Source organism: Acetobacter malorum, assembly GCF_001580615.1.
GTDB lineage: Bacteria > Pseudomonadota > Alphaproteobacteria > Acetobacterales > Acetobacteraceae > Acetobacter > Acetobacter malorum.
In genome coordinates this window covers 14,963-38,183 of sequence record NZ_LHZC01000052.1, presented here as the reverse complement: position 1 = coordinate 38,183, position 23,221 = coordinate 14,963, and the positions used below count along the sequence as shown (strand labels likewise).

Genomic DNA, 23,221 nt, shown 5'->3' with positions numbered 1-23,221 from the left:
CCCTGGAGGCCTGCATGTTTTGGTTTTTAGGAGAATTCAACGTGTCCAAGATTACATCTATCGACGCTTCGGCGCGCGCGAAAGCAGGTAAGGGGGCAGCGCGTGCAACGAGACGTGCTGGCCTGGTACCGGGCGTGATTTATGGCGGTAAAAAAGAACCGACTCTGATCGCTCTTGATCCCCGCATTGTTATCAAAGGGATTCAGGCTTCCGGCTGGCGCTCACGCGTTTACGAAATCAAGGTTGCCGGTGGTGGCACCGAACGCGCCCTGATTCGTGACATCCAGCTGCACCCGGTGAAAGACTCTCCGGAACATATCGACTTCCTGCGTCTGGCAGCTGGTCAGAAAGTGACCGTTGAAGTCTCCGTTCACTTCTCTGGTGAAGAAAAAGCTCCGGGCCTCAAGCGCGGCGGCGTTCTGAACATCGTGCGTCACACGGTTGAAGTTGAAGCGGATGCAGAACACATCCCTGAATTCTTCACGGTTGACCTGTCCGCTCTGGACATCAACGACAACGTGCGTTGGGAAGACCTGAAGGGCACGGAAAACGTGACCCCGCTGGTGCACATCCCCAACTTCGTGATCGCCACGATCGCCGCACCGAGCGTTGATGCAGCTGATGAAGCTGAAGACGGCGAAGCAGAAGCTCCTTCTGCCTGAACGCCAGACTGACGTTCTGAAAATTAGAGTGCGGGGGCATGTGCACAGCACGTGCCCCCAACTCACCAAGATGCAGGACCAGTGATGTTGCTCTGGGCCGGACTCGGTAATCCCGAGTCTTCGATGAGCCGACACAGGCACAATGTCGGTTTCATGGCAGTGGAAACCATTGCCAGCCGCTACGGATTTTCTCCATGGCGGACCCGTTTTAAGGGACTCGTTTCGGAAGGCCGGATTGGCACGCACCGCGTGCTGCTGCTGCGCCCCATGACGTACATGAACCTTTCCGGAACAAGTGTGCAGGAAGCCGCGGCGTTTTATAAGATTACGCCCGACCATATTACCGCTTTTCATGACGAGCTGGATCTTGCACCGGGTAAGGTGCGGGTTAAGCGCGGTGGCGGGGCTGCAGGGCATAACGGCCTGCGTTCCATGGACAAGATGCTTGGCACTCCGGACTACTGGCGTGTGCGGATTGGTATCGGACATCCCGGTATCAAGGAGCGCGTGCATGGCTGGGTGCTTGGAAATTTTACAGACACGGACCGACAGACCTGGCTTGAGCCTCTGCTGGATAAAATGGCAGATGCAGCGCCTCTGCTGGCTGAAGGCCGGTCGGATCAATTCATGACGCAGGTTGCGTTGCCAGATGGGAGTAAAGGCTGATGGGGTTTAATTGCGGTATTGTCGGTCTTCCCAATGTGGGCAAGTCCACCCTGTTCAACGCGCTGACAGCAACAGCCACAGCGCAGGCGGCTAACTATCCGTTCTGCACCATTGAGCCCAACGTGGGCCGCGTGGCTGTGCCGGACCCCCGGCTTGGGAAGCTGGCAAAAGTCGGCAAATCCCAGAAAGAAGTGCCCACCAGTCTGGAGTTTGTGGATATTGCCGGCCTCGTGCGTGGCGCGTCCCGCGGGGAAGGGCTGGGCAACCAGTTTCTGGCCAATATCCGTGAAGTTGACGCCATTATCCATGTGCTGCGCTGCTTTGAAGATGATGACATCACGCATGTTGAGGGCGGCGTGGACCCCGTGCGTGATGCGGAAATTATTGAAACGGAACTGATGCTGGCGGATCTGGATTCGCTGGAAAAGCGTCTGCCTGCCCTGCAGAAGCGCGCCAAAAACCGTGATGCCGAAGCCATGGCGCAGGTTGAGGTGGTGGAACCGCTGATCGAAGCGCTCAAGGAAGGTCGTCCGGCCCGCACCGCCATTCCGGCGGGGGCGGAAGAGGCTGTGCGTCGCCTGCAGCTGATGACCACCAAGCCGGTTCTGTATGTGTGCAACGTGGATGAAGACTCCGCAGCCACCGGGAATGATTTCTCCAAAAAAGTACAGGCCAAGGCGGTAGAAGAAGGTGCTGCCGTGGTGATTGTTTCCGCCGCGATTGAGGCCGAAGTCAGCCAGCTTGCGGATGAAGAACGCCGTGAATTTCTGGAAGGTCTCGGCCTGAGCGATAGTGGTCTGGACCGTGTGATTGCAGCGGGTTACGGCCTGCTGGGTCTGCGCACCTACTTTACCGTAGGGCCGAAAGAAACGCGTGCCTGGACCATTACCGAAGGCACCAAGGCACCGCAGGCTGCTGCCGTCATTCACAATGATTTTGAACGCGGTTTCATTGCATGTGAAACAGTAGCCTATGATGATTACATTCAGTTCGGGGGTGAGGCTGGCGCGAAAGAAGCTGGTCGCCTGCGGATTGAAGGGCGGGATTACGTGGTGAAGGACGGAGACGTCCTGCTGTTCCGCTTTAACGTCTGAGCAAGACAGCACAGACACTTTGGACAACAGAGAAACGGGGATGAAGGACGCCATCATGAAGGCGCAGGAAGACGGGCAACAGGGTGTGGCACAGCAGACGGTTTCCGGGGCTGTGCCAGGCCCAATGGTAGCCCTGGCGCGTCGGGCCAGACTGGCGTCCCGCACTCTGGCACAAACTCCGTCCTCCGCGCGGGACCGGGCTTTGTGGGCTGCGGCAGCTGCTATTCGTGAAGCCAGCCCGGCTATTCTGGAAGCCAACGCGAAGGATCTGGAAGCCTCTACGGCGCGCGATGCGTTCCGGGACCGTCTGACTCTCACCCCGGAGCGGGTGGAGGCCATGGCGGTCGGGCTGGAGGAAATGGCGGACCTGCCGGACCCTGTTGGCCGGATTCTGGAAGAATGGACGCGCCCCAACGGCCTGCGCTTCCGCCGTGTGGCGACACCGGTTGGCGTGATTGGTGTGATTTATGAAAGCCGCCCCAATGTGGGCGCGGACGCAGCTGGCCTGTGCATCAAGTCCGGCAATGCCGTGCTGCTGCGCGGTGGGTCGGAAAGCCTGCATAGTGCACGGGCTATTCACGCAGCCATTCAGGCAGGCCTGCTCGCGGCTGACCTGCCGGAAGATGCCGTGCTGATCGCCCCGGATGCCGACCGTGTGCATGTGGCGGATATGCTGGGGGCTGCGGGTCTGGTGGACCTGCTTATCCCGCGTGGTGGTCGTTCTCTTGTGGAGCGTGTGCAGCGGGAAGCCCGTGTGCCGGTTCTGGCTCACGCGGATGGCCTTTGCCATACCTATGTGCATTCTGCAGCGGACCCGAGCATGGCGCGCCGTATTGTCCTGAACGCCAAAATGCGGCGTGTGGGCATTTGTGGCGCGACGGAAACCCTGCTGATTGATGCTGCGATTGCCCCCTCTCTGCTCCCGCAGATTGTGAGTGATCTGGCTGAATTCGGTTGTACCTTCCATGCCGATGCCGAAGCCCGGGCGATTATGCCGGACCTGCCCGCAGCGACAGAGCAGGATTTTTCCACGGAATGGCTGGATGCCGTGCTGAACATCGCCGTGGTTGATGGTGTGGATGAGGCGCTGGACCATATCCAGAAATACGGTTCCTCCCATACCGAAGCCATCGTCACGTCTGATGAAGCCGTCGCAACCCGTTTCCTGAATGGGACGGATAGTGCGGTGGTGATGTGGAATGCGTCCACCCAGTTCTGTGACGGCGGCGAGTTCGGCTTTGGTGCGGAAATTGGCATTGCGACGGGCCGCTTCCATGCCCGTGGGCCAGTGGGCGTGGAGCAGTTGACAACCTTTCGTTACGAGGTGATCGGCACAGGGCAGGTGCGGACCTGAAACCCGGCATGGTCTGTCAGGACACGATTCCCACCTGGGGAGACCGTCGCTTTGCGCGGATTGGTCTGCTGGGTGGGTCTTTTAATCCCGCGCATCTGGGGCACCAGACCATTGCGCGCCGTGCGTTAATGGCACTGGGGCTGGATCAGGTCTGGCTCATGGTCTCACCGGGCAATCCGCTCAAGCCGGCGGCAGGGATGGCGCCTTTTGGCAAACGACTGGCATCGGCGGCGACTCTGGCCGATGGACGCAGGCTGATTGCCACAGATATCGAAGCCCGACTCGGCACGCGGTACACGTTTGATACGCTGGGTAAGCTGCAAACGCGCTTCCCAAACGTGCATTTTGTCTGGCTGACCGGGGCGGATGGTTTTGTCACCTTGCCAAAATGGAAAGGGTGGAAGCGTCTGCTGCATCGTGTGCCAGTGGCCGTCATGCCCCGGCCGGGGCAGAATATGCAGGCTTTACGGGGGGCTGCGGCGCATTATCTGGCGCATTATCGCCTGCCCTCGCGGCAGGCACGTCTGCTGCCCGATCTTTCACCCCCAGTATGGACTTTTCTTCCGGGGCGACAAAACGGTATATCTGCAACATCAATTCGTCAGCGGGGCGGCTTTGGGGATGGTGCGGGCCATGCCACCGTGCCCAATACGTTAAATTCAGGAGAATGATCATAACCAGCAAGCCACCCGCCGAAGCATCTGCACGCAGCAGGTCCTCCACGGCAGCCACCAAAAAGACAGCATCCCCCAAACCGGCTCTGGCCGGGGCCGCCAAGGTCACGGGGTCTGTCCGTAAAAAAGCCGCCGCTGCCGGGCCGAAGGGCAAGGTCAAGCGTGAGGGCGCCTCTCCGGATATCATCGCACAGTCGCTCGACATCATCGTCAGCAGTCTGGAAGATGATAAGGGCGAGAATATCGTTGTTATCGATCTGACAGGCCGCGCTTCCTTTGCGGACCGCATGGTGATCGCCACCGGTGTGGCCGACCGTCAGATTTCCGCCATGGCCCAGCATATCGAGCGCAAGCTGAAAGATATCGGCATCAAGCGCGTTCTGGTTGAAGGCGCAAACGGGTCCGACTGGGTGCTGCTGGATACGGGCGATATCGTGGTCCACATTTTCAAACCGGAAGCGCGTGAGCTGTACGGTCTGGAAAAAATGTGGGGCGCTGAGCTTGATGACGGGAATGAAGAGGCTGTGACGCCTGTCTGATCCCGTATCAGGTTTAAGATTTGCGCTTACGCAATGGGGAAGCAGTTTTGCTTCCCCAATTTTTTTACATCAGGGGAAGAGTGCGGGATGAAGCTGATTGCTGTCGGGCGCATGAAGGACAAATCCGAACAGGCGCTTGTTGCACGCTATCTCAAACGCCTTCGCCCAAAACTCGATATTGTGGAACTGGCCGATGGCCGCGGCAGCCCTGACGAGATCAAGCGGCGGGAAGCCCAGGCAATTCTGGCAGCCTGCCCGGAGCAGGCTTTTCTGGTGGCGCTGGATGAAGCCGGACGCGCCTTTGATAGTCTGGCATTTTCCGCAGCTATAGCGGACTGGTCCGCTTTGGGGCGCACGCTCTGTTTTGTCATCGGGGGCGCGGAGGGGCTGGATGCATCCATCATCCAGCGGGCCGACGCCAAACTCACCTTTGGCACGCTCACATGGCCGCACATGCTGGTGCGCATTATGCTGGTTGAGCAGATTTACCGCGCACAGGCCATTGCCGCAGGCCACCCGTACCATCGGGCCGGGCGGCCTTAAAAAGCGGTCTGTTCAACGCGTCGTTTAGCGGTTTTTCAGCACAGTGCGCAGATTGCCTTCGTGTTGCTTTAAAAGAGCGCGGCCTTCATCCGGGGCGAAACCAAAACAGACCAGAACGGCCAGTTTGATGCTGCCTTCGGCTTTTTCCAGAGCGTCTTTTGCTTCCGCTTCCGTGCAGTCGGTCAACTGCTGCACCATGCGGTGGGCGCGGCGCACCAGCTTGGCGTTGACGATCTTCATATCAACCATCTGTCCGCGCCATGTATGGCCAAGCCGAATCATCAGCGCGGTGGAGAGCATGTTGAGCGCTACTTTCTGCGCAGTGCCAGCCTTCATACGTGTGGAACCGGCAACCACTTCCGGCCCGGTTTCAATCAGCAGGCCCAGTTCCGCATCACGCAGGAGGCGCGTGTCGGGGCTGCAGGAGAGGCCAATGGTCAGGCTGCCAGCAGCACGCGCACAGGTCAGCGCCGCACAGGTGTAAGGCGTGCCACCACTGGCGGCGACGCCAATCACCACGTCATCCGGACCAGCCTTATGCGTTGCGATGGCGGTGCGGGCGGCCTCTTCATCATCCTCAGCCCCTTCTACCGGCTGGAACAAGGCGGCATCTCCGCCTGCCAGTAGCAGAACCAGCCGGTCTTCCGGCCAGCCATAGGTTGGGATGAGTTCTACGCCGTCCTGCAGGCCAATGCGGCCAGACGTGCCAGCGCCTACGTAAAACAAACGGCCGCCGCGTTGCAGGCGGGGGAGAGCCGCCGTAATGGCCTCTTCCATACCCGGCAGAGCAGCTTTGACAGAGGCGACAGCCCCCAGCTGGCTTTCCAGCAGGGCGTCCAGCAGCGTACCGGTCGGCCAGAGGTCCAGCGCTTCATACCGGGAATCATATGTTTCGGTTTTGGCCGGAACACCGGCGGAAGATGGAACCTGCTGGGTCATGCAACAAAAATCCTGTGATTAATACAAAAGGAATGTCTGGCGCAGAGCGCGGAAAGACGCGAGGTCTTTCTCCCACAGTGCTGCCAGCACAGAGGCATCAGCCCCCTTATCCAGCAGGCTGCGGATTTGCGTGTTCCCGCTGAGCTGGTCAAAGGTTTTACCAGTGCCTCGCCAGAAAGACGGTCCAGCCAGATGACGCCCCGTGCTGAGGAGTGTCATGCCGGTGGCAATCGGGTCAAAGCTGGTACGGTCCGTCACTGCGCAGTGCAGGCCGTGGAGCAGCGTGTTTTTAAACGGATCAACAAGAGACGTGAACCACACATCCCGAAAGGCCGTGCCTGTGCATCCGGCTTTTGTGGCAGCGTCTGCCCAGGCCCGACCATCCACGGCAGAGCTACCCAGATAGAGAAAAGGCATGGTCGTGCCGCGGCCTACCGAAAAACTGGTGCCTTCAAACAGGCAGGTTCCAGGATAGACCAATGCCGTTAAAGGGGTGGGCATATTGGGGCTGGGTGGACACCATGTCAGGCCGGTGTCTTCAAAAAACATGTCCCGCTGCCAGCCGTCCATCGGGATAATGTCGAGAAGGGCTTTTCGGCCTGTTTGTTTCTTCACAAATACCGCGTTGAACAGACGGGCCAGCTCAGCAACCGTCATGCCGTGGCGCAGGGCAATAGGTGCACGGCCTACAAAAGACGCCAACCGAGGGTCCAGAACCGGGCCGGATGCGTCCAGCCCGGCAATAGGGTTGGGGCGGTCCAGCACCAGCAGGGGCAGCCCCAGCTCTGCGCAGGCCATCATGCAGTCAAACAGGGTCCAGATATAAGTGTAGAAACGGGACCCGGTATCCTGAATATCAAAAACGAGAAGCGTAATGCCTGATTTTTTCAGAATGCTTTTCAGAGCATCTCCGGTTTTTGTGTAGATGTCATACACCGTGCAGCCTGTGTCCGGGTCCTGCATTTCCGGTTCTGAAAAGCCTTCCCGCATGGAACCCCGAAACCCATGCTCCGGCCCAAAAATGGCCTGCAACTGCACGGAAGGAGCCTGATGCAGGCAATCCACAATGGATGTCAGGTTGTTATCCACGCTGGCCACGTTGGCAATTACACCCACCTTGTGCCCCAGCAGAGGCGCATAGCCACTGTCTCGCAGTTTCTCAAAACCAATCTTAACGTGGCCTGCGGGCGGCTTCTGGCACGGCGTGATTGCCTGCGGGGTGGCGGCCTGTGCCGGAATGCGGGCGGCAAGCAGGGCGCCACCAAGTCCAAGCAGGGCCTTGCCGCTTTGGCGAGCCAGAGTGCGACGGGGCAGTTTGGTCATGCGTCAGGTTTCCGTGCAAAACGGGGCAGGAGACTGCGCGCCAGACGCAGGCTGGCCGCAAAGAAAAACAGCAGACAAATGCCTGTTAGAATCAGCCAAGGAAAAGCCAGAGGGTGTCCGCCCGGATGCAGGCTGACCATGGCCAGCAACACGAGCGGGACGGTCAGGCAGAAGGCCGGGATGAGTTCCGTCGCACGGGCAGAAGGGATCGCCATGCCAGCCAGAAACGTGCCCAGCATAGGGCCGTAGCCGCAAGCTGCGATGGAGAAGCCCAGCAGCACAGCAGACTGGCTCCCCTGCGCAAACAGTAAGGAGCAGCCGACAAGAATGACACTCCAGAACACCGTGAAGGCACGGGCCATCCCCAGCTGGCTCAGGGAAAGCTTTCGGCCCAGCCACGCACAAAGAGAAGAGAAATCCCCCACAGTGGCGGCCGTCATGGCGGAAAGAGTGGAGGAAAGGGATCCCATGGTGGCCGCCAAAATAGCCGCAACCATCAGGCCGCGCAGGCCCGCAGGAAGGCCATGCACAATATAGTCAGGAAAAATGGCGTCTGGGGAAGGCAGGCCGGTTGCCTTTAGCGGCACCTGACCATGATACAGCCACAGCAAAATACCCACACCAGACAGCAAAAAGAACAGAGCCGTGACACCAACGGCGCTGCCCATAAGCGCCATGCGGGCTTCTTTCAAACTACGGGCTGCTAGCACACGCTGCACCATCAACTGGTCTGTGCCGTGGGAGGCCAGAGTCATCAGCGTCCCACCCCCAATGGCGGCAAGAGGAGTGAAGGCGCTGCTAAAAGGGGAACTGGCATGGGCAAACAGCGCAAATTTTCCGGCATGCTGTAAGGTGCTGAAGCTGCCTGAAGGCAGGCCGTGCATCAGCAGGGCCGCACAGATGGCCGAGCCCCCAAGATACAGGCAAAACTGAATAGCGTCCGACCACACCACAGCGCGCAGGCCACCACACAAAGTATAAAACAGTGTGATGCCGACAACGCCTGTCAGAAGCACTAGGTGTGGCACGGCCATATGCGTGGCAGCGAGCATGGCCGTCAGCGGCAGCATACCAGCAAATAACCGGACGGCTTCCGCCAGAACGCGTGTGCCCAGAAAGGTGGCGGAGGCGACACGCTGCATGCGGGAGCCAAAGCGCTGACCCAGATAGTCATACGCGCTCAGCATGCGGGCCGAGCAGTAAAGCGGCAGGAATTTCCAGGCCACAATCGCCCGGCCCAACAGATAGCCGAGCGCCAGCCCCACAAACACCATCCCATTGCCAAACGCGACGCCGGGCACGCTGATAACCGTCAGGGTTGAGGTTTCAGTCGCCACCATAGACAGGCAAAGCGCCCACCATGGCAGATCATGCCCCCCTTCCAGATAGGCGGTGGTGGAGGATTGCCGACCGGACAGCATGACGGCCAGCAGAGGCATCCCTGCCAGATAGGCCAGCATGATAGTCAGATCGAGAAAGCTCATACGGAGTGGCTCCGGTCAGTCTGCCGTGTTGCGGCAATCAGGGCGCGTATGGCGTCCGGGTCCGTGATAACCGGTTGGGAGCCAAAACCAAAAGCCGCATCCTCTGCGATGGAAGCAGCGGGTTTTCGGCAGGAGGCATGCACTTCCGTAACACCCGTCTGGCTAATCAGGGGGCCGACATTGTCTGCCTTTACGCCGCTACCGGCCAGAATGATGATGCGGCCCCGCGCCTGCTTTTGCAGGCGGGCAAGGCAGTCTGCTCCTTCCGGTGCGGAGGGCTTCTGGCCAGATGTCAGAATGCGCGTAAAGCCTGCGGAAATTGCAAATTCCAGCTCAGCAAAAGGATCTTGCGTCAGATCAAACGCCCGGTGCAGCGTGCGCTCCATGTCTCCGCATGCGTCGGACAGGCGCAGAAGCAGCTCATGGTCCAGATGTCGGTCAGGCCGCAGTGCGCCCAGAACCACACCCGCCAGGCCGGCCTGGCGTGCAGCACGGATATCATCCTGCATGACGGCGGCTTCATCCGCGTCAAAAATGAATGTCCCCGCGCGCGGGCGGATCATGGCGAGGGCAGGCAGAGGGCGCTGGGCGGCATACTGCATCAGGCCCATGCTGGGAGTCAGGCCGCCAACATCCAGCGAGGCGCAGAGTTCCAGCCTGTCCGCTCCGGCGGAGGTGGCGGCTTCAATGCCTTGCGGTGTTTCTATGCAGATTTCAACACGGATCATAACAAAGCTCCGGTCCAAGGCAGGCAGCACCCAGAATTCCGGCATCTTTTCCAAGAATGGCGCGCCGGAGGAGGGGCTGAGTGGTAGGGGAGAGAATGCGGTCCCGCACCGCGCGGTCCAGCGTCTGAACAAGCAAAGCGGAATTACTCAGCCCACCCGCAACAGGCACAACCGTGCTGCCAATGACGTTAAGGATATGGGCCAGTGCCGCACTGGTATAGGTCATCCAGACAGACATGGTTTTTGAGGCCTGCACATCCCCCATTTCCCAAAGCTTGAGAATGGTATGGCTTGTTTCAGCCTGTCCCCCCGCCCAGAGATGGAGGCGCTCAAGAGAGCGGGCCCCGGCAATGGTATCAAGGCAGCCTGACTGGCCACATCCACAGGGGAACAGGGGCACGGTTGCGCGGATCTCATCCGGGTCTTTCAGGAGTGGCGGCGCAATAACAACCGGCGCATGTCCTAATTCTCCGGTTATGCCGCCCAGCCCCGGCACAATTTGCCCGTCCAGCACAAAACCGCCCCCAATGCCGGTCCCCAGAATAAGGCCGAAGACATTGCGGTGCCCCTTGGCTGCGCCAAAGCGTGCTTCGGCCAGAGCGAAACAGTCCGCATCATTCCCGATCCGAACGGGGCGATGCGTGCGCAGGCTGAGTTGCTCTCTGAGCGGTATGGTGCAGATGCCGGGAATATTGGCGGCGTGCACATGGCCGGTTTGCGGGTTTTCCACGCCAGCAATGGCGATATGCAGCGGCACGCCGGGATAAGGCGCGCAGAGCGCTTGCAGAGCGGTGATGAAGGCCTCGGCATCGTCAGTCGGCGTTGGCACGGCATGGCGCTGTTCCAGTCTGCCATCAGGATGGACGAGAGCAAAATCGATAAACGATCCGCCGATGTCTGCACAAAGAAGCATAAGGACATCCGTGATTGTGACGCGCTGGAGAACACGATGCGCAAAGAGTGCGCCTCGTTGAGCCTACTCGTCTTCCGGGTTAATGTTTCAAAAGGAGTTTGTAAATAACATTCCACCTGTTTGCGGGACTTGTTTCATGCCATAAATTATCTTTCCGCTCGTTTTTGCAGGTAAAGGGCAGACCATGCTGTCTTCAGGCCATTATCAGATTCTCAGCGTTCTCAGTCGCAGCGGGGCAAAAAGCCGGACCGAACTTGCGGTGGAACTGGGGTTAAGCAAGGCCGCCATTTCTGCACTGGTGCGTGACCTGCTGGATCAGGATATCTTAAGTGAGCAGGACCCTGTTTATGGAGCAGGGCGGCCTTCTGTGCCGCTGGTCGTGCGGGCTAATGCTGCGTCGTTCATCGGGATTTCCTTGCAGGATGACCCGGCTGTTGTTGTGCTGACGGACCTGCATGGAACAACGCTGAACAGGATTGAAGTGCCGCGCCTTGCAGACCCGGAGGCCTGCGTGGCCCTTCTGGTCAAAACAATCAAAACTCTGCGGGCGTCTCTGGGTAAAGAGCGTGGGACACTGTCTGGCATTGGTCTTGCTCTTCCCGGCTTTGTCGCCAGAGACCGCCAGACCTGTCTGGCGTGTACGGCGCTGGGGTGGCGCAATATCAAGATAGGGGCAACGCTGGCGGAGCGTACAGGCCTGCCGGTCTGGGTGGAAAATGATGCCAAAGCGCTGATTCTTGGGGAGCAGCTTTTTGGCCCGCTTAAAGGTAGCCCTGATTTCAGCATGATTTTTGTCAGTCATGGCATTGGGTGTGCCCATATTGTGAATGGCCGCCTGTTATGGGGTAATGCAGGCGGTGCGGGTGAAATTTCCCATGCGCCCATTACGGTGGATGCTCAGAAAGCCTTGCCGTGCCGTTGTGGGAATCGCGGGTGTCTGGAAACTGTGGCGTCACTTCTCGCTATTGGAAATGCGGCGAGGCAGGCGGGTTTGCCAACCAATACGCGGGATCTGACGCGTTTGGCGGCGGAGGGGCACGCAGACGCTCTGAGTATTCTGCACAGAGCAGGGTCCGCCATGGGGATAGCAACAGCTCAGCTGATTCAGATGCTTGATCCCAGCCATGTTGTGGTGATGCTTGACCCGGCTTTGAAAGAAGGCGTGTACGGGCATGCTCTGCAATATGAAGCCGAATCTCACATCCTGCATCGCACAAATGCTCATACTATGATCAATTTTCGCGATTTTGAGCCAGATAGTTTTGCACGAGGGGCTGCGAGCCTTGCTGCCCGATACTTCATATTTGGGCATGGTGGGGTCTGAAACCCAGTCAGACCGGATGCGGAATGTGTCATTTATGCAACGATATCCGGGAACATGCTGCAAAAGCTTTGTTTTCAATATGAATTAAATCGTTCTTCTTGAACCCCCATTGCATACTAACAACGGAGTTTGCAGGATTATGTTTCTGTTTGGGAATGAAGTGAGCATTTCCAGGATCCGGGGAGGGGGTTGTTACCATGCGTCTTTCACTACGTCAGCTTTCAGTCTCCTGTGTTGCGCTGACGGGGCTTCTGGCCACTTCAGCGCATGCACAGTCAGTGCCAGCATCGTCATCTGGCAGTCAGGTCAAAAAAGTTTCCAAACCCGCTGCTACCGCACGGAAAAAATCCTCTTCGGGTAATGGGCTGAGCTCTTCCGTTCTGGGGCAATATACAGGCGGCACAGAAGAAATTTCTGTCACCAGCCACTCCGTCTCTTCAACAGGTGTGACCAACCGCACACCCGGTGGCGGATTGATGCCTCACCAGACGGCGCCGCGCTCACAAAGTGGTGTGACGCGTGATTTTATTGCCAAGCAAGCCCCGTCTTCAAACATTACGTCTCTGGTTGCAGATTTGCCGGGGGTGACCGTCACCAGTCAGGATCCGTTCGGGATGACGGGGGATCACCTTCAGGTCCGCGGGCTGAACGAAACACAGATGGGCTATCTGTTTGAAGGCGCCCCGCTGGCTGACCCCATCAACTACGCTCCCTACACCTCAACGCTGGTTGATTCTGAAAACCTTGGCTCGGTTACCGTCTCACAGGGTGCCCCGGATCTGAACGCACCGTTCTATAACGCTGTGGGTGGGCAGATTACCGCTACAGCGCTCAACCCGTCACATCGTGCCGGTGGGTTTGTTGATCTTGGTGGTGGGTCTTACAGTTATAATAAAGAATTTATCCGTCTGGATACGGGTGATATCGGAAATTCCGGCGTGCGTGGGTATGTCTCTTTCTCACACACAGGGTATGACAACGGGGCGCGTGGGCCGGGTGGCCTGCTCCGGTATCATGTGGATTCAAAATTTGTAAAAGAGTGGGGTGATGGGAATAGCATCTCCGCAATCTTTTCTTATAACAAGCAGTCAGCGACGTCCTGGCGTTCCCCGACCAAGGCGCAGTGGGACCAGTATGGCGTTGGTTTTTCCTATGACAAGCATTTCTCTCCGGGGAATTCCACATACTATAAGCTGAACCAGCAGAACCTGAATCAGCAGCTTGTTGTTCTGCCCATGCACTTTACGCTGGCGGATAATCTGCACCTGCATGTTTCGCCCTATTATGTGCATCAGTTTGGCCCGTCTCTGGGGGGCGAAAACATTCCCGCATCCGGTGGGTATTTTGGCACGCAGCAATATGGGGATCTGAATGTCGGCACGCCGGTTAACGGCAGCATTCTCACATCCAGCCGTGACCCGTGGAACCAGAAAACCGGCGGTGTGAATGTGTCAGCCGACTGGCGCCTGTCCAAGAGCAATACGCTCTCTTTCGGCTGGTGGTATGCCTATACCACGCATGAAGAACTGTCTGATTTCCGCCCGGTCTATGCCGATGGCAGCGGCTGGTCTGGCGATGTCATCCGTGTGGGGGGCAAAATCCTTACCGGGTATGACCTGAACTTCATGCAGCAGGTCAATACGCTCTTTATTGCGGATACGCAGAAGCTGTTGAATGACAAGCTGACCCTGAGCGCAGGCTTCCGTGTTGCCATGGTCTCACGTCAGGGCACAAACCTCGTGCCCGGTGCGGACCCCTATAAAATGCAGGGGAACTATTTTGAGCCTTTGCCGCAGTTTTCTGCGAGCTACATGATCACGCCGAAAGATCAGATTTATATCAACGGCACGACCTCTTTCCGTGCGCCGGAATCTGTCGAGGCCTATTCCCAGATTTTTGATCCCAATGCGGCGCACGCGACCATGCAGCCGCAAAGCCTGAAGCCGGAATATTCCATCAGTGAGGAAATCGGTTATCGGCATCAGGGGAAATTCTATAATTTCTCAATGTCTCTGTTTAATATCAATCTGACCAACCATCAGGTAACGTCCACCGGCTATATTCCCAACACCAACATGATGGTGGCGTCTCCTATTAACATTGGTGGCCAGACATCCCGCGGTGTGCAGGCGGAATTCGGGCTGGCGCGCTGGCATCACTTCAGCCCCTATCTGTCCGGGCAGTTCCTGCATTCCACGTTTGATAATAACTTCAATACCGGGAGTGGTTATCTGCCTACAGCCGGGAAAACCGCGGTGCAGGCGCCTAAATTTACCGGTGCCATTGGTCTGAGCTATGATGATGGCCGGTTCTTTGGGAACTTTGATCTGCGCTATGTGGATACCCAGTACACCACCTTCATGAATGATGAAAAAATGCCGGCCTATGTCACGTCCAACCTGACGCTGGGTTATCGCATGAAGTCATTTAGTTATTTGAAACATCCGCAGATTCAGCTCAATCTGACCAATATTGGTGATAACCACTATCGATCCGGTTCAAGCTATACGGCCAATGCGCATCCGCATGTGACGTCCACAGGGGCTGTCGCTGCGGGCAGTGCGCCGGTCTATTATGTCGGTGGGGTTTTTGCCGCTATGGTCTCGGTCTCTTCCGGGTTCTGAAGAGGCGCGGCAGGGCAGAACGCTTTGCCTGAGAAACAGGTCGATTGGGGCCGGAGTTCCTCTCCGGCCCGTTGCTGAAGGAGTGCGGCGTGCTCAGATTTCCGATTGCAAGTCCGGCAGGTGCGTATGGCTGGCGGCCCGTGCTGATTATGGCCGCCCTGTTTTTCAGTATCGGTTTTGTGACCTGGTTGAACGGGCCGCTGATCACCTTTGTCCAGATTGCTTTCAATCTGAGTGACGTGGCGTCCTTTCTGGTGCCTGTCTGCTTTTATCTGGCCTATCTTGTGTTCCCATTGCCTGCCACGCTGCTGGCACGGCGCATTGGCTTGCGGCGCGGTCTGGTGGTGGCACTTGCTATTATGGCCGCTGGCACCTTGCTGTTTGGGGAGTGTGTCAATGGACGCTGGTATGCCGGGGCTCTGAGTGGGCTGAGTGTTATCGGTGCCGGCCTTTCTCTTCTGCAAATTACGGTTAATCCTTACGTCAGCCTGCTGGGTGACCATGACCGCGCTGCGCAACGCATTGCCATTATGGGGATTGCCAACAAATTTGCCGGGATAGTCGCCCCGGTTCTGTTTGCGCTGATTGTCATGCCGGACGTTGGGGAGGTGGTGGCCAATATCAGCAACACGCCCGCAGGCCCGGTGCGGGAGGCCGTTCTCACGCAGTTTACGCACGCGGTACACGTGCCCTATCAGGTGATGGCAGGACTGCTGGTGCTGTTGGCCATTCTTGTAGCGCGCGCACCCTTGCCGGAGATCACTCTTGATGCCGAGGGTCCGCAGGGTGCGCCTGCGCGCAAGGCTCAGCCCGGTTGGTTAATTACTGGTGTGTTCGCCATGTTCCTCTATGTTGGGGTCGAGGTAATGGCTGGGGACGCTATTGGCCTGTTTGGTCATGCTTTTGGGTTATCTCTGGACATTACCAAATATCTGACAGCCCTTACGCTGGCCTCCATGATGCTGGGCTATCTGGCGGGCATGCTTATTGTGCCGCGCTTCATCAGTCAGGATGCGTATATGCTCACCTGCTGTGTGCTGGGTATTCTTATCTGCCTTGTGGCTCTGGTGGCACCCGGTCTCATCCCGGTTTTCTGTGTGGCCCTGCTGGGTTTTGCCAATGCCATGATTTTGCCAGCCCTTTTTCCCATCGTGCTGGCAGAGGCCGGGTCGGATGGGGCAAAGGCAACTGCTTTGCTGGTTATGGCCTATTCCGGCGGTGCTGTGCTGCCGCAGATTTTTGTCCACATCGCCCCCATGCTGGGCAATTTGCATGCCTTCATGGCGCTGGTCATTCCGGCGTATCTGTTTATTGCCGGATGGGCCATTGCCCTGCGTGCCAAAACAGGTGCCACTGCTCCAAAATCATTGATCACTTCGGTTGGAGACTGATTTTTTATGCAAATCGTCATATGTTCCGATGCAGCCCAAACAAGACGGCTGGCGGCACAGGTTCTTGCACAACAGGTTAAAAGCAAACCGACATCCGTGCTGGGTCTGGCAACAGGCCGCACCATGGAAGCTATTTATGCCCAGCTTGCGGAAACAGCGCAGCAGCAGGCTCTGGATTTCAGCCGTGTCATCACCTTTAATCTGGATGAGTATATCGGCCTGACGGCGGATCACCCTCAGTCCTACCGTTATTATATGCAGACCCATCTGTTTCAGCGGATCAATATTCCGGCGGCTAACACACATGTGCCGGACGGAGCCGCAGCGGATGTGGAGGCCGAAGCACAGTCTTACGAAGGCCGGATTTCTCAGGCAGGAGGCATCGACCTCCAGCTGCTGGGGCTGGGGGAGAACGGGCATATCGGGTTTAATGAGCCCCTTTCCGCCCTGAACAGCCGCACCCATGTGGTGACTCTGGCGCAGGCCACGCTCAAACAAAATGCCGAAATGTTTAATAACGACATGGAGCAGGTGCCCGCACGGGCGCTGACCATGGGAACCGGCACTATTCTGGACTCACAGGAAGCACTTCTGGTCGTCACGGGGGCTGCAAAGGCCGATATCGTGGCGCGGGTGATTGAAGGGCCAGTCAGTGCGCTGGTGCCGGGGTCTGCTTTGCAACTCCATCCGCATTGCCTCGTGCTGCTGGATGAGGCCGCCGCTTCCCGCCTGACGCAGCGAGAGGCTATTCTCTGGCAGATGCAGCATGATCCGGAGCTGCGCACATTTCTCTCGGCTTAAGGCAGAACACGATCGACGCACGGCCAGTTTTCTTAGCGCCGTTGTTCAAAAGAATAGGACGCAGCATGACAAAACAGAGTTCTTCAAAATTTCATCGCGTGCTTTTGGGCAGCGCCGCTGTTCTGACACTGGCGGTGGCTCCGGCCTATGCCGCAACGCAAGGTCTGGAGCCGGTTGCGGTCTCTGCCGGTGTTGCGACGGCACCCCCCTCTCTTATGCCGGTTCCCGCATCTGTGTCTTTACCCGCAGGAGCATTGCCGCTGAGTGGTGGCATCACCATCCTGTGGGACCAGAAGCCGTCTGCCCTGCTCAGTCGTGCTGCGGACCGTTTTACACAGCGGATTGATGCGCTTGCCGGACGCGTCCTTCCCCAGCAGAAGGATCTGGCTGGCCCCGCTACCAGTATTCCCGTGCATATTCAGGTGGGTGAAGACCGTGATGCGCTGACGGTTCACGCCAAGGAAAATTACAGCCTGCACGTGAATGCTTCCGGCGTTACGCTAACAGCAGAAGGCCCGGATGGGGTTCTGCATGGGCTGGCAACGCTGGCGCAGCTCGTCACGCGCGGGGAGAACGGGCCGCAGCTGGCGTTTGCCGAGATTACCGATAGCCCGCGTTTCCCCTGGCGCGGCATTATGATTGATACATCCCGGCATTTCATGGCGGTTTCAACACTCCACCGGCAGCTGGACGCGATGGAACTGCTCAAGATGAACGTGCTGCATCTGCATCTGAGCGATGGGACAGGGTTCCGGGTTGAGAGCAAAAAATTCCCGGAACTGACGGAAAAAGGCTCTCACGGCCAGTATTACACGCAGCGAGAGTTGAAAGATCTTGTGGCCTACGCGGCTGATCGCGGGATTCGTATTGTGCCGGAATTTGACGTGCCGGGGCATGCCCTGGCCTTCCTGCTGGCGCATCCTGAACTGGCGGCGCAAAGTCCGGTTAATCCAGAGCCTAAAAACAAGAACAATGCCGCGCTGGACCCCACGATACCCGGCACCCTGCGCTTTGTCCGCAAGCTGTATGCGGAAATGGGTAAACTGTTCCCGGATGCCTACTTCCATTCCGGCGGGGATGAAGTAGACCCCAGAGAGTGGATGAAAAATCCAAAAATTGTTTCCTATATGAAGGATAATGGCTTTGCCACGCCGCAGGCTTTGCAGGCGCACTTTACAGCAGAGGTTCAGAAGGTTCTGGCCGATCAGGGTAAAATCATGGTCGGATGGGATGAGGTGAGTGAAGCGCCTATTCCCAAAGAAGTTGTTGTGGATGTCTGGAGAAGTTCAAAATTTCTGGCGTCCGCTTCGGCTGATCATCATCCGGTGATTGTCTCGGCTGGCTATTATCTTGATCTGCTTCAGCCTGCCGCCCAGCATTATCTGGTGGACCCGTATGACCCGGCCGCAAACGGCATCACGCGGGAGCAGGCGGATAAGCTTCTGGCCAAAGGCGGCCGGCCTGATCTGGTCAATGCCTTCCTGAAAGAACCCGCTCCGGCTCCGCTGACGGATGAGCAGAAGCAATATATTCTGGGCGGAGAAGCGCCTCTGTGGTCCGAACTGGTGACGGACGAGATGCTGGACGCCCGTTACTGGCCACGCGCTGCCGCCATTGCCGAGCGGTTCTGGTCTCCTGTCTCTGTGCGGGATGTAAACGATATGTATCGTCGTCTTGCTGTCGTGAACACGGAATTGCAGATTACCGGCTTGCAGGCGCAGGCTAACACGCACCGGATGGCGCTGCGGCTCTCACCCGGGAATGCTGACCCGGTGGAGTGGCTGGCGAGTGCCACGGTGCCTTTGCGCAATTACGTCATGAATCGTTATGTCAGCCATCGTGATAATGCGCTGGATGAAATTGGGGAAGTCACATCACCCGATCCGTTCCAGACTGTGAGGTTCAGCATGCTGGTTGATCAGTATGTTGCCGGGGATCATTCCGTCGCCCCGGCTCTGAAAGCCCAGATGCAGATCTGGCGGGATAATGATGCTGCCTTTCAGCAGGTGGCGACAGCGCGCGGCCTCTCAGAAGCCGTGCCGACTTCTCATAATCTTGCTGTTATGGCCGGAGCCGGGCTGAATGCCCTCAATGGGCACAAGAAGAAACTGTCTGCTTCTGACAAGAAGGTTTTTGATCAGGAAGACACCCTCATCAACAGCTCGGCCGATGTGTCCGGCTCTTTTTCAGGCACCAGCTTCCCGGCGGGTGGGCTGATGATTGTGGCGGAACCGGCTCTTCGGAAACTGGTCGGCCTGTAAGGTCTGTTTCCCGGGCTTTGCTCCACGGCAAGGCCCGGAGACATTAGACGTCAGCTGCGGGAAACTGATCTTCAAGGCTCATATTTTCCCACTTACGACAGGCTGTGCGCAGAATTTTCACAAAGCGTGAGACCAGCGGCATGTTCTGGCTGGAGCGAATGGCAACGGCCAGCGTGGCGCGTGGTGCGGGTTCACTCAGCGTGTGGAATGTCACACCCCCCGCATGAATCTGGCTGAGTGAGCGGGGCACAACAGACACGCCAAGCCCTGCCGCAACCAGTGGCACCGTGCCAGCAATCTGCGGGGCCTGCTGCCCCAGCGGGGGCGTGACGCCGGCGAGCTGGTAGGCGGAGAGAATGGCGTCATGAAACCCGGGACCCAGTTCACGCGGGAAGATGATCAACGGGTCCTTGGCGACCATATCCAGACTGATAACCGGCTGATGCGCCAGCCGGTGCCCGCGTGGCAGGGCAATCACGGTGGGCTCATCCAGCAGATGAAAAACGGAAAGACGAGTCGGGTCCGGCACGGGGGGGCGGATAATGGCCAGATCTGTGCTGTGGTCATGCAGGGCTGCGCATAAAGCAGGCGTATTGCTTTCTTCCAGAGAGAGCGTCACATCCGGCGCACTTTCCCGAAAGCGGCGGATAGCCAGCGGAATAAGCGGCAGGAGCGGCACGGCCCCGGCCAGCCCCAGCCGGATATGCCCCAGCTCACCCCGGGCCAGCCCGTGGGCGGTCACCAGAAACTGGGCCTGCAGATCCAGAATGGTGCGGGCGCGGGGCAGGAGGGTTGCGCCAATTTCGGTGAGCTTCACACCGCGCGTCTGCCGCTCAAACAGGGCGACGCCCAGTTTTTGCTCCAGCTGCTTGATCTGCTGGCTGAGGGGGGGCTGTTCCATCCCCAGTTCTTCCGCAGCCCGGGTAATACTGCCGTGGTCTGCCACGGTGACAAAGTAGCGCAGGTGTCTGATATCCATGTACCATATTTATAGGATATGGATAATGCGTTCAATATATATTGGAAGACTAGCTCGCGCTGTAATAACGTCTGCACATAGAGATCAGCAACAATGAGTTTGGAACAGTGCGCAGCATGAAGAACAGCCCGGTGGCAGACATGGACGTTCGGTCTTCTGCACTCGGAAACGGTGTGGGTAAGAAACCCGTCGCCAACCGTCTTTACCAGACCTCCACCATGGCCGCTCTGCTGGATGCCGTGTACGATGGCGAAACCACACTGGACGAAGTGCTGCATCACGGCAATTTCGGGCTTGGCACGTTCAACGCGCTGGATGGCGAAATGATTGTGACGGATGGTGTCGCCCGTCAGTTCCGCGCAGAAGGGCAGGCTGCCAAAGTTCCCGGTTCTCTCAAAACGCCTTTTGCCTGCGTGACATATTTTGAGCCGGAAAAAACGCTCAATATTGATACACCTCAAACAAAGGAAACGTTTGAGGCTCTGGTTGACCAGCTGGTGGGTAACCCCAACCTGTTTGGTGCGGTGCGGTTTACCGGGCAGTTTGAGCGGGTCGATACGCGCACGGTGTTCTGCCAGTGCAAGCCCTATCCGCACATGCTGGACGTTGTGAAAAAACAGCCCACTCTGACCATGGAATCCGTGACCGGCACCATGATCGGCTTCCGCACCCCGGTTTATATGCAGGGTGTGAACGTGGCGGGTTACCATCTGCACTTCCTGACGGAAGACCAGAAACGCGGTGGTCACGTGACAGAATACCGGCTGGTGCGTGGCCAGCTTGAGGTTGCCGTGATCTCCGATCTTGAAATTCAGCTGCCGCGCACAGAGCAGTTTGCAAAAGCAAACCTTAATCCTGAGCATCTGAGTGAAGCCATTCGGATTGCCGAAGGCGGCTGAGGCTTTTTTTGACCACTGCGCCCCGTGTGCAGTGGTCTTTTTGCAGGACTTAAAGAAATGACCAAGCCTTCTGATCACGCCGCACAATGCGGTGCGGAGCTTATTGTCAAAAATCTGGTGGCACATGGCGTAACCCATGTTTTCGGGATTCCCGGTGCCAAGGTTGACCGCCTGTTTGACGCGCTGGTTGATTCCCCCATTGAAACTGTGGTGACCCGGCACGAGCAGAATGCAGCCTTTATTGCCGGTGGCCTTGGCCGTCTGACAGGTAAGGCAGGTGTGGCGATTGCAACATCCGGCCCGGGTGCCTCCAATTTTGTGACAGGTCTGGCAACGGCAAACTCAGAAGGTGACCCGGTTCTGGCGATTGGTGGTGCGGTGAAGCTGGCTGACCGCCTGAAGCTGACGCATCAGACCATGGATACCGTCAGCCTGTTTAAGCCGATTACCAAATACAGCGTGGAAATTACCAACCCTCTGGCAATTTCTGAAGTCATGGCCAACGCCTTCCGATTTGCAGAAAGTGGCCGTCCGGGTGCGTCTTTTGTCAGCACGCCAATGGATGTGCTGTCCATGCCGGCTGATGCCCCTGTGCTGGCGGACCGCGCTGTGCCAAAAACCGGTACCGCTGCTGCGGATGCGATTGCAGAAGCCGCAAAACTGCTGAAAAACGCAAAGCGCCCGGTTGTGCTGCTGGGCCTGCTGGCCAGCCGCCCGGATGTGGCGGAAGCCGTGCGTGCTTTTGTGGCAACCACGGGCGTGCCGGTTGTTGGCACCTATCAGGCCGCCGGTGCGGTCTCGCATGAACTGGTGGATCGTTTTGGTGGCCGCGTTGGGCTGTTCCGCAACCAGCATGGTGACCAGCTTCTGCATGAAGCCGATGTGGTTGTGACCGTGGGTTACAACCCGGTGGAATATGATCCCTGGCTGTGGAATGTGAATGACGCCCGCAAGATCATCAATATTGATATTGTCGCGGCTGAACTCGATAACGCTTTCGTGCCGGTTGTCGAACTGGTGGGTGAAATTGCCCCGACGGTGAAAGCCCTTGCGCAGCAAGCTGGCAAGCTGGCCCGTGCGCCGCAACTGGAAGCCATTCTGGAAGGCTACAAGGTCGCTCGCTCCGGCGCTCTGCGTGATGCCCGCAGCACGAGCAGCACGGCTGTGCATCCGCTGCAGATTGTGCGGGAACTTGAGCAGATTGTCACTCCGGATGTCACGCTGTGCCTTGATATGGGCACGTTCCATATCTGGCTGGCGCGGTATCTGCTGTCCTTCCGTGCCCGTCAGGTTCTGATCAGTAATGGTCAGCAGACCATGGGTGTTGGCCTGCCGTGGGGTATTGCCGCAAGTCTGGTGAACCCGGCGCAGAAGGTGATTTCCATCTCGGGTGATGGCGGGTTCATGATGTCCAGCATGGAGCTTGAAACCGCTGTGCGCCTGAAGTGTAACCTGATCCACATGGTCTGGATTGATCAGGCCTACAACATGGTGGAAATGCAGGAGAAGAAGAAATACGGTCGTGGCTCCGGCGTGGAGTTCGGGCCGATCGACTTCGCCATGTATGCAGAAGCCTGTGGCGCCAAGGGGATTACCGTTACCTCTGCTGATGGCGTTGGGAAGGCTCTGAAGGCCGCCATGGATATTGAAGGCCCAGTGGTGATTGCTGTGCCGGTTGATTACTCCCAGAACCACCTGCTGATGAAGCCGCTGGCCCAGCTTGGGGAAACATCCGCAGCAGCCTGATAACTTTCAGAGCAGAAATCTGTTTCTAACTGTTTTAATGTGGCGCTTTCTGTTATAACAGAAGGCGCTATATGCAGATTAAGGGCTGATTATGCAGGAAGATCATCATCTTTGCCGGACGGCTGGGCATGCGTGCCCGTTGGCAGAGAGAGTCTGCGCTGTTTCCTCGGCTGTTGAGGGGCAGTTACCAGATGACAGATGGGGTGCCATAAAGGGCGAGGCTGCCTGAAAGTTCAGGCAGACAGGTCTTTGCAGGGCACAACAGAAGGATAATCGG

At 57.8% G+C, this 23,221-nt stretch carries 20 protein-coding genes; 14 read left to right on the top strand and 6 right to left on the bottom strand.

The genetic code is table 11. From position 1 onward, the window contains the following. Positions 1-41: 41 nt before the first annotated feature. From AD930_RS09980 to AD930_RS09950, 7 genes are all read left to right on the top strand, one after another. A complete protein-coding gene (locus AD930_RS09980) occupies positions 42-662 on the top strand; it encodes a 50S ribosomal protein L25/general stress protein Ctc (protein WP_043550213.1) in 621 nt (206 codons plus the stop codon). An 84-nt stretch (positions 663-746) separates the two neighbouring features. Further along, on the top strand, positions 747-1,328 hold the full coding sequence (gene pth / locus AD930_RS09975; RefSeq protein ID WP_061506120.1) for an aminoacyl-tRNA hydrolase: 582 nt from the start codon (positions 747-749) through the stop codon (positions 1,326-1,328). Continuing rightward, positions 1,328-2,422, top strand: coding sequence for a redox-regulated ATPase YchF (ychF, locus tag AD930_RS09970; RefSeq protein ID WP_043550164.1), 1,095 nt, complete (start codon positions 1,328-1,330; stop codon positions 2,420-2,422). The genes pth and ychF overlap by 1 nt, the downstream gene beginning before the upstream one ends. 124 nt (positions 2,423-2,546) lie before the next feature. Further along, complete coding sequence (locus AD930_RS09965; RefSeq protein ID WP_373320490.1) at positions 2,547-3,776, top strand: glutamate-5-semialdehyde dehydrogenase; 1,230 nt, start codon at positions 2,547-2,549, stop codon at positions 3,774-3,776. A gap of 8 nt (positions 3,777-3,784) precedes the next feature. After that, positions 3,785-4,447 (top strand): nicotinate-nucleotide adenylyltransferase, encoded by a 663-nt coding sequence (locus AD930_RS09960; RefSeq protein ID WP_061491446.1) that lies wholly within the window; start codon positions 3,785-3,787, stop codon positions 4,445-4,447. Between the two features lie 89 nt (positions 4,448-4,536). Further along, positions 4,537-4,989 (top strand): ribosome silencing factor, encoded by a 453-nt coding sequence (gene rsfS / locus AD930_RS09955; protein WP_061491450.1) that lies wholly within the window; start codon positions 4,537-4,539, stop codon positions 4,987-4,989. A gap of 87 nt (positions 4,990-5,076) precedes the next feature. Beyond that, positions 5,077-5,532 carry a 23S rRNA (pseudouridine(1915)-N(3))-methyltransferase RlmH gene (locus tag AD930_RS09950; RefSeq protein WP_061506119.1) on the top strand — a complete coding sequence of 152 codons (456 nt, stop codon included), beginning with the start codon at positions 5,077-5,079 and terminating at the stop codon, positions 5,530-5,532. A gap of 24 nt (positions 5,533-5,556) precedes the next feature. Here AD930_RS09950 and AD930_RS09945 read toward each other — a convergent pair whose 3' ends face one another. From AD930_RS09945 to AD930_RS09925, 5 genes are read right to left on the bottom strand one after another with little or no spacing between them, the layout of a single operon-like run. Continuing rightward, on the bottom strand, positions 5,557-6,471 hold the full coding sequence (locus AD930_RS09945) for an N-acetylmuramic acid 6-phosphate etherase (protein ID WP_061506118.1): 915 nt from the start codon (positions 6,469-6,471) through the stop codon (positions 5,557-5,559). An 18-nt stretch (positions 6,472-6,489) separates the two neighbouring features. Beyond that, positions 6,490-7,794 carry an exo-beta-N-acetylmuramidase NamZ family protein gene (locus tag AD930_RS09940; RefSeq protein WP_061506117.1) on the bottom strand — a complete coding sequence of 435 codons (1,305 nt, stop codon included), beginning with the start codon at positions 7,792-7,794 and terminating at the stop codon, positions 6,490-6,492. Beyond that, positions 7,791-9,278, bottom strand: coding sequence for a sodium:solute symporter (locus tag AD930_RS09935; protein ID WP_061506116.1), 1,488 nt, complete (start codon positions 9,276-9,278; stop codon positions 7,791-7,793). The genes AD930_RS09940 and AD930_RS09935 overlap by 4 nt, the downstream gene beginning before the upstream one ends. After that, complete coding sequence (locus AD930_RS09930; RefSeq protein WP_061506115.1) at positions 9,275-10,006, bottom strand: copper homeostasis protein CutC; 732 nt, start codon at positions 10,004-10,006, stop codon at positions 9,275-9,277. Before AD930_RS09930 ends, AD930_RS09935 begins: the two co-directional genes overlap by 4 nt. Further along, a complete protein-coding gene (locus AD930_RS09925) occupies positions 9,993-10,919 on the bottom strand; it encodes an ROK family protein (RefSeq protein WP_061506114.1) in 927 nt (308 codons plus the stop codon). The genes AD930_RS09930 and AD930_RS09925 overlap by 14 nt, the downstream gene beginning before the upstream one ends. A gap of 184 nt (positions 10,920-11,103) precedes the next feature. Here AD930_RS09925 and AD930_RS09920 point away from each other — a divergent pair, with 184 nt between their 5' ends. The 5 genes from AD930_RS09920 to AD930_RS09900 all read left to right on the top strand — a co-directional run bounded on the left by AD930_RS09920 (position 11,104) and on the right by AD930_RS09900 (position 19,320). Then, a complete protein-coding gene (locus tag AD930_RS09920; protein ID WP_043550174.1) occupies positions 11,104-12,243 on the top strand; it encodes an ROK family transcriptional regulator in 1,140 nt (379 codons plus the stop codon). 197 nt (positions 12,244-12,440) lie between these two features. Then, complete coding sequence (locus AD930_RS09915; protein WP_043550175.1) at positions 12,441-14,867, top strand: TonB-dependent receptor; 2,427 nt, start codon at positions 12,441-12,443, stop codon at positions 14,865-14,867. Between the two features lie 89 nt (positions 14,868-14,956). Then, positions 14,957-16,258, top strand: coding sequence for a glucose/galactose MFS transporter (gene gluP, locus AD930_RS09910; RefSeq protein WP_306308834.1), 1,302 nt, complete (start codon positions 14,957-14,959; stop codon positions 16,256-16,258). 6 nt (positions 16,259-16,264) lie between these two features. Next, positions 16,265-17,059 (top strand): glucosamine-6-phosphate deaminase, encoded by a 795-nt coding sequence (nagB, locus tag AD930_RS09905; protein WP_061506113.1) that lies wholly within the window; start codon positions 16,265-16,267, stop codon positions 17,057-17,059. Between the two features lie 65 nt (positions 17,060-17,124). Then, positions 17,125-19,320, top strand: a complete 2,196-nt coding sequence (locus tag AD930_RS09900; RefSeq protein ID WP_061506112.1) for a beta-N-acetylhexosaminidase — start codon at positions 17,125-17,127, stop codon at positions 19,318-19,320. A 43-nt stretch (positions 19,321-19,363) separates the two neighbouring features. On the opposite strand, the gene AD930_RS09895 is transcribed toward AD930_RS09900, so the two are convergent. Beyond that, a complete protein-coding gene (locus AD930_RS09895) occupies positions 19,364-20,299 on the bottom strand; it encodes a LysR family transcriptional regulator (protein WP_061506111.1) in 936 nt (311 codons plus the stop codon). A gap of 116 nt (positions 20,300-20,415) precedes the next feature. Between AD930_RS09895 and budA the strand changes: the two genes are divergently transcribed. Then, complete coding sequence (gene budA, locus AD930_RS09890) at positions 20,416-21,198, top strand: acetolactate decarboxylase (RefSeq protein ID WP_043550180.1); 783 nt, start codon at positions 20,416-20,418, stop codon at positions 21,196-21,198. A gap of 57 nt (positions 21,199-21,255) precedes the next feature. Next, complete coding sequence (gene alsS, locus AD930_RS09885) at positions 21,256-22,944, top strand: acetolactate synthase AlsS (protein WP_061506110.1); 1,689 nt, start codon at positions 21,256-21,258, stop codon at positions 22,942-22,944. The last annotated feature ends 277 nt before the right edge of the window (positions 22,945-23,221 follow it).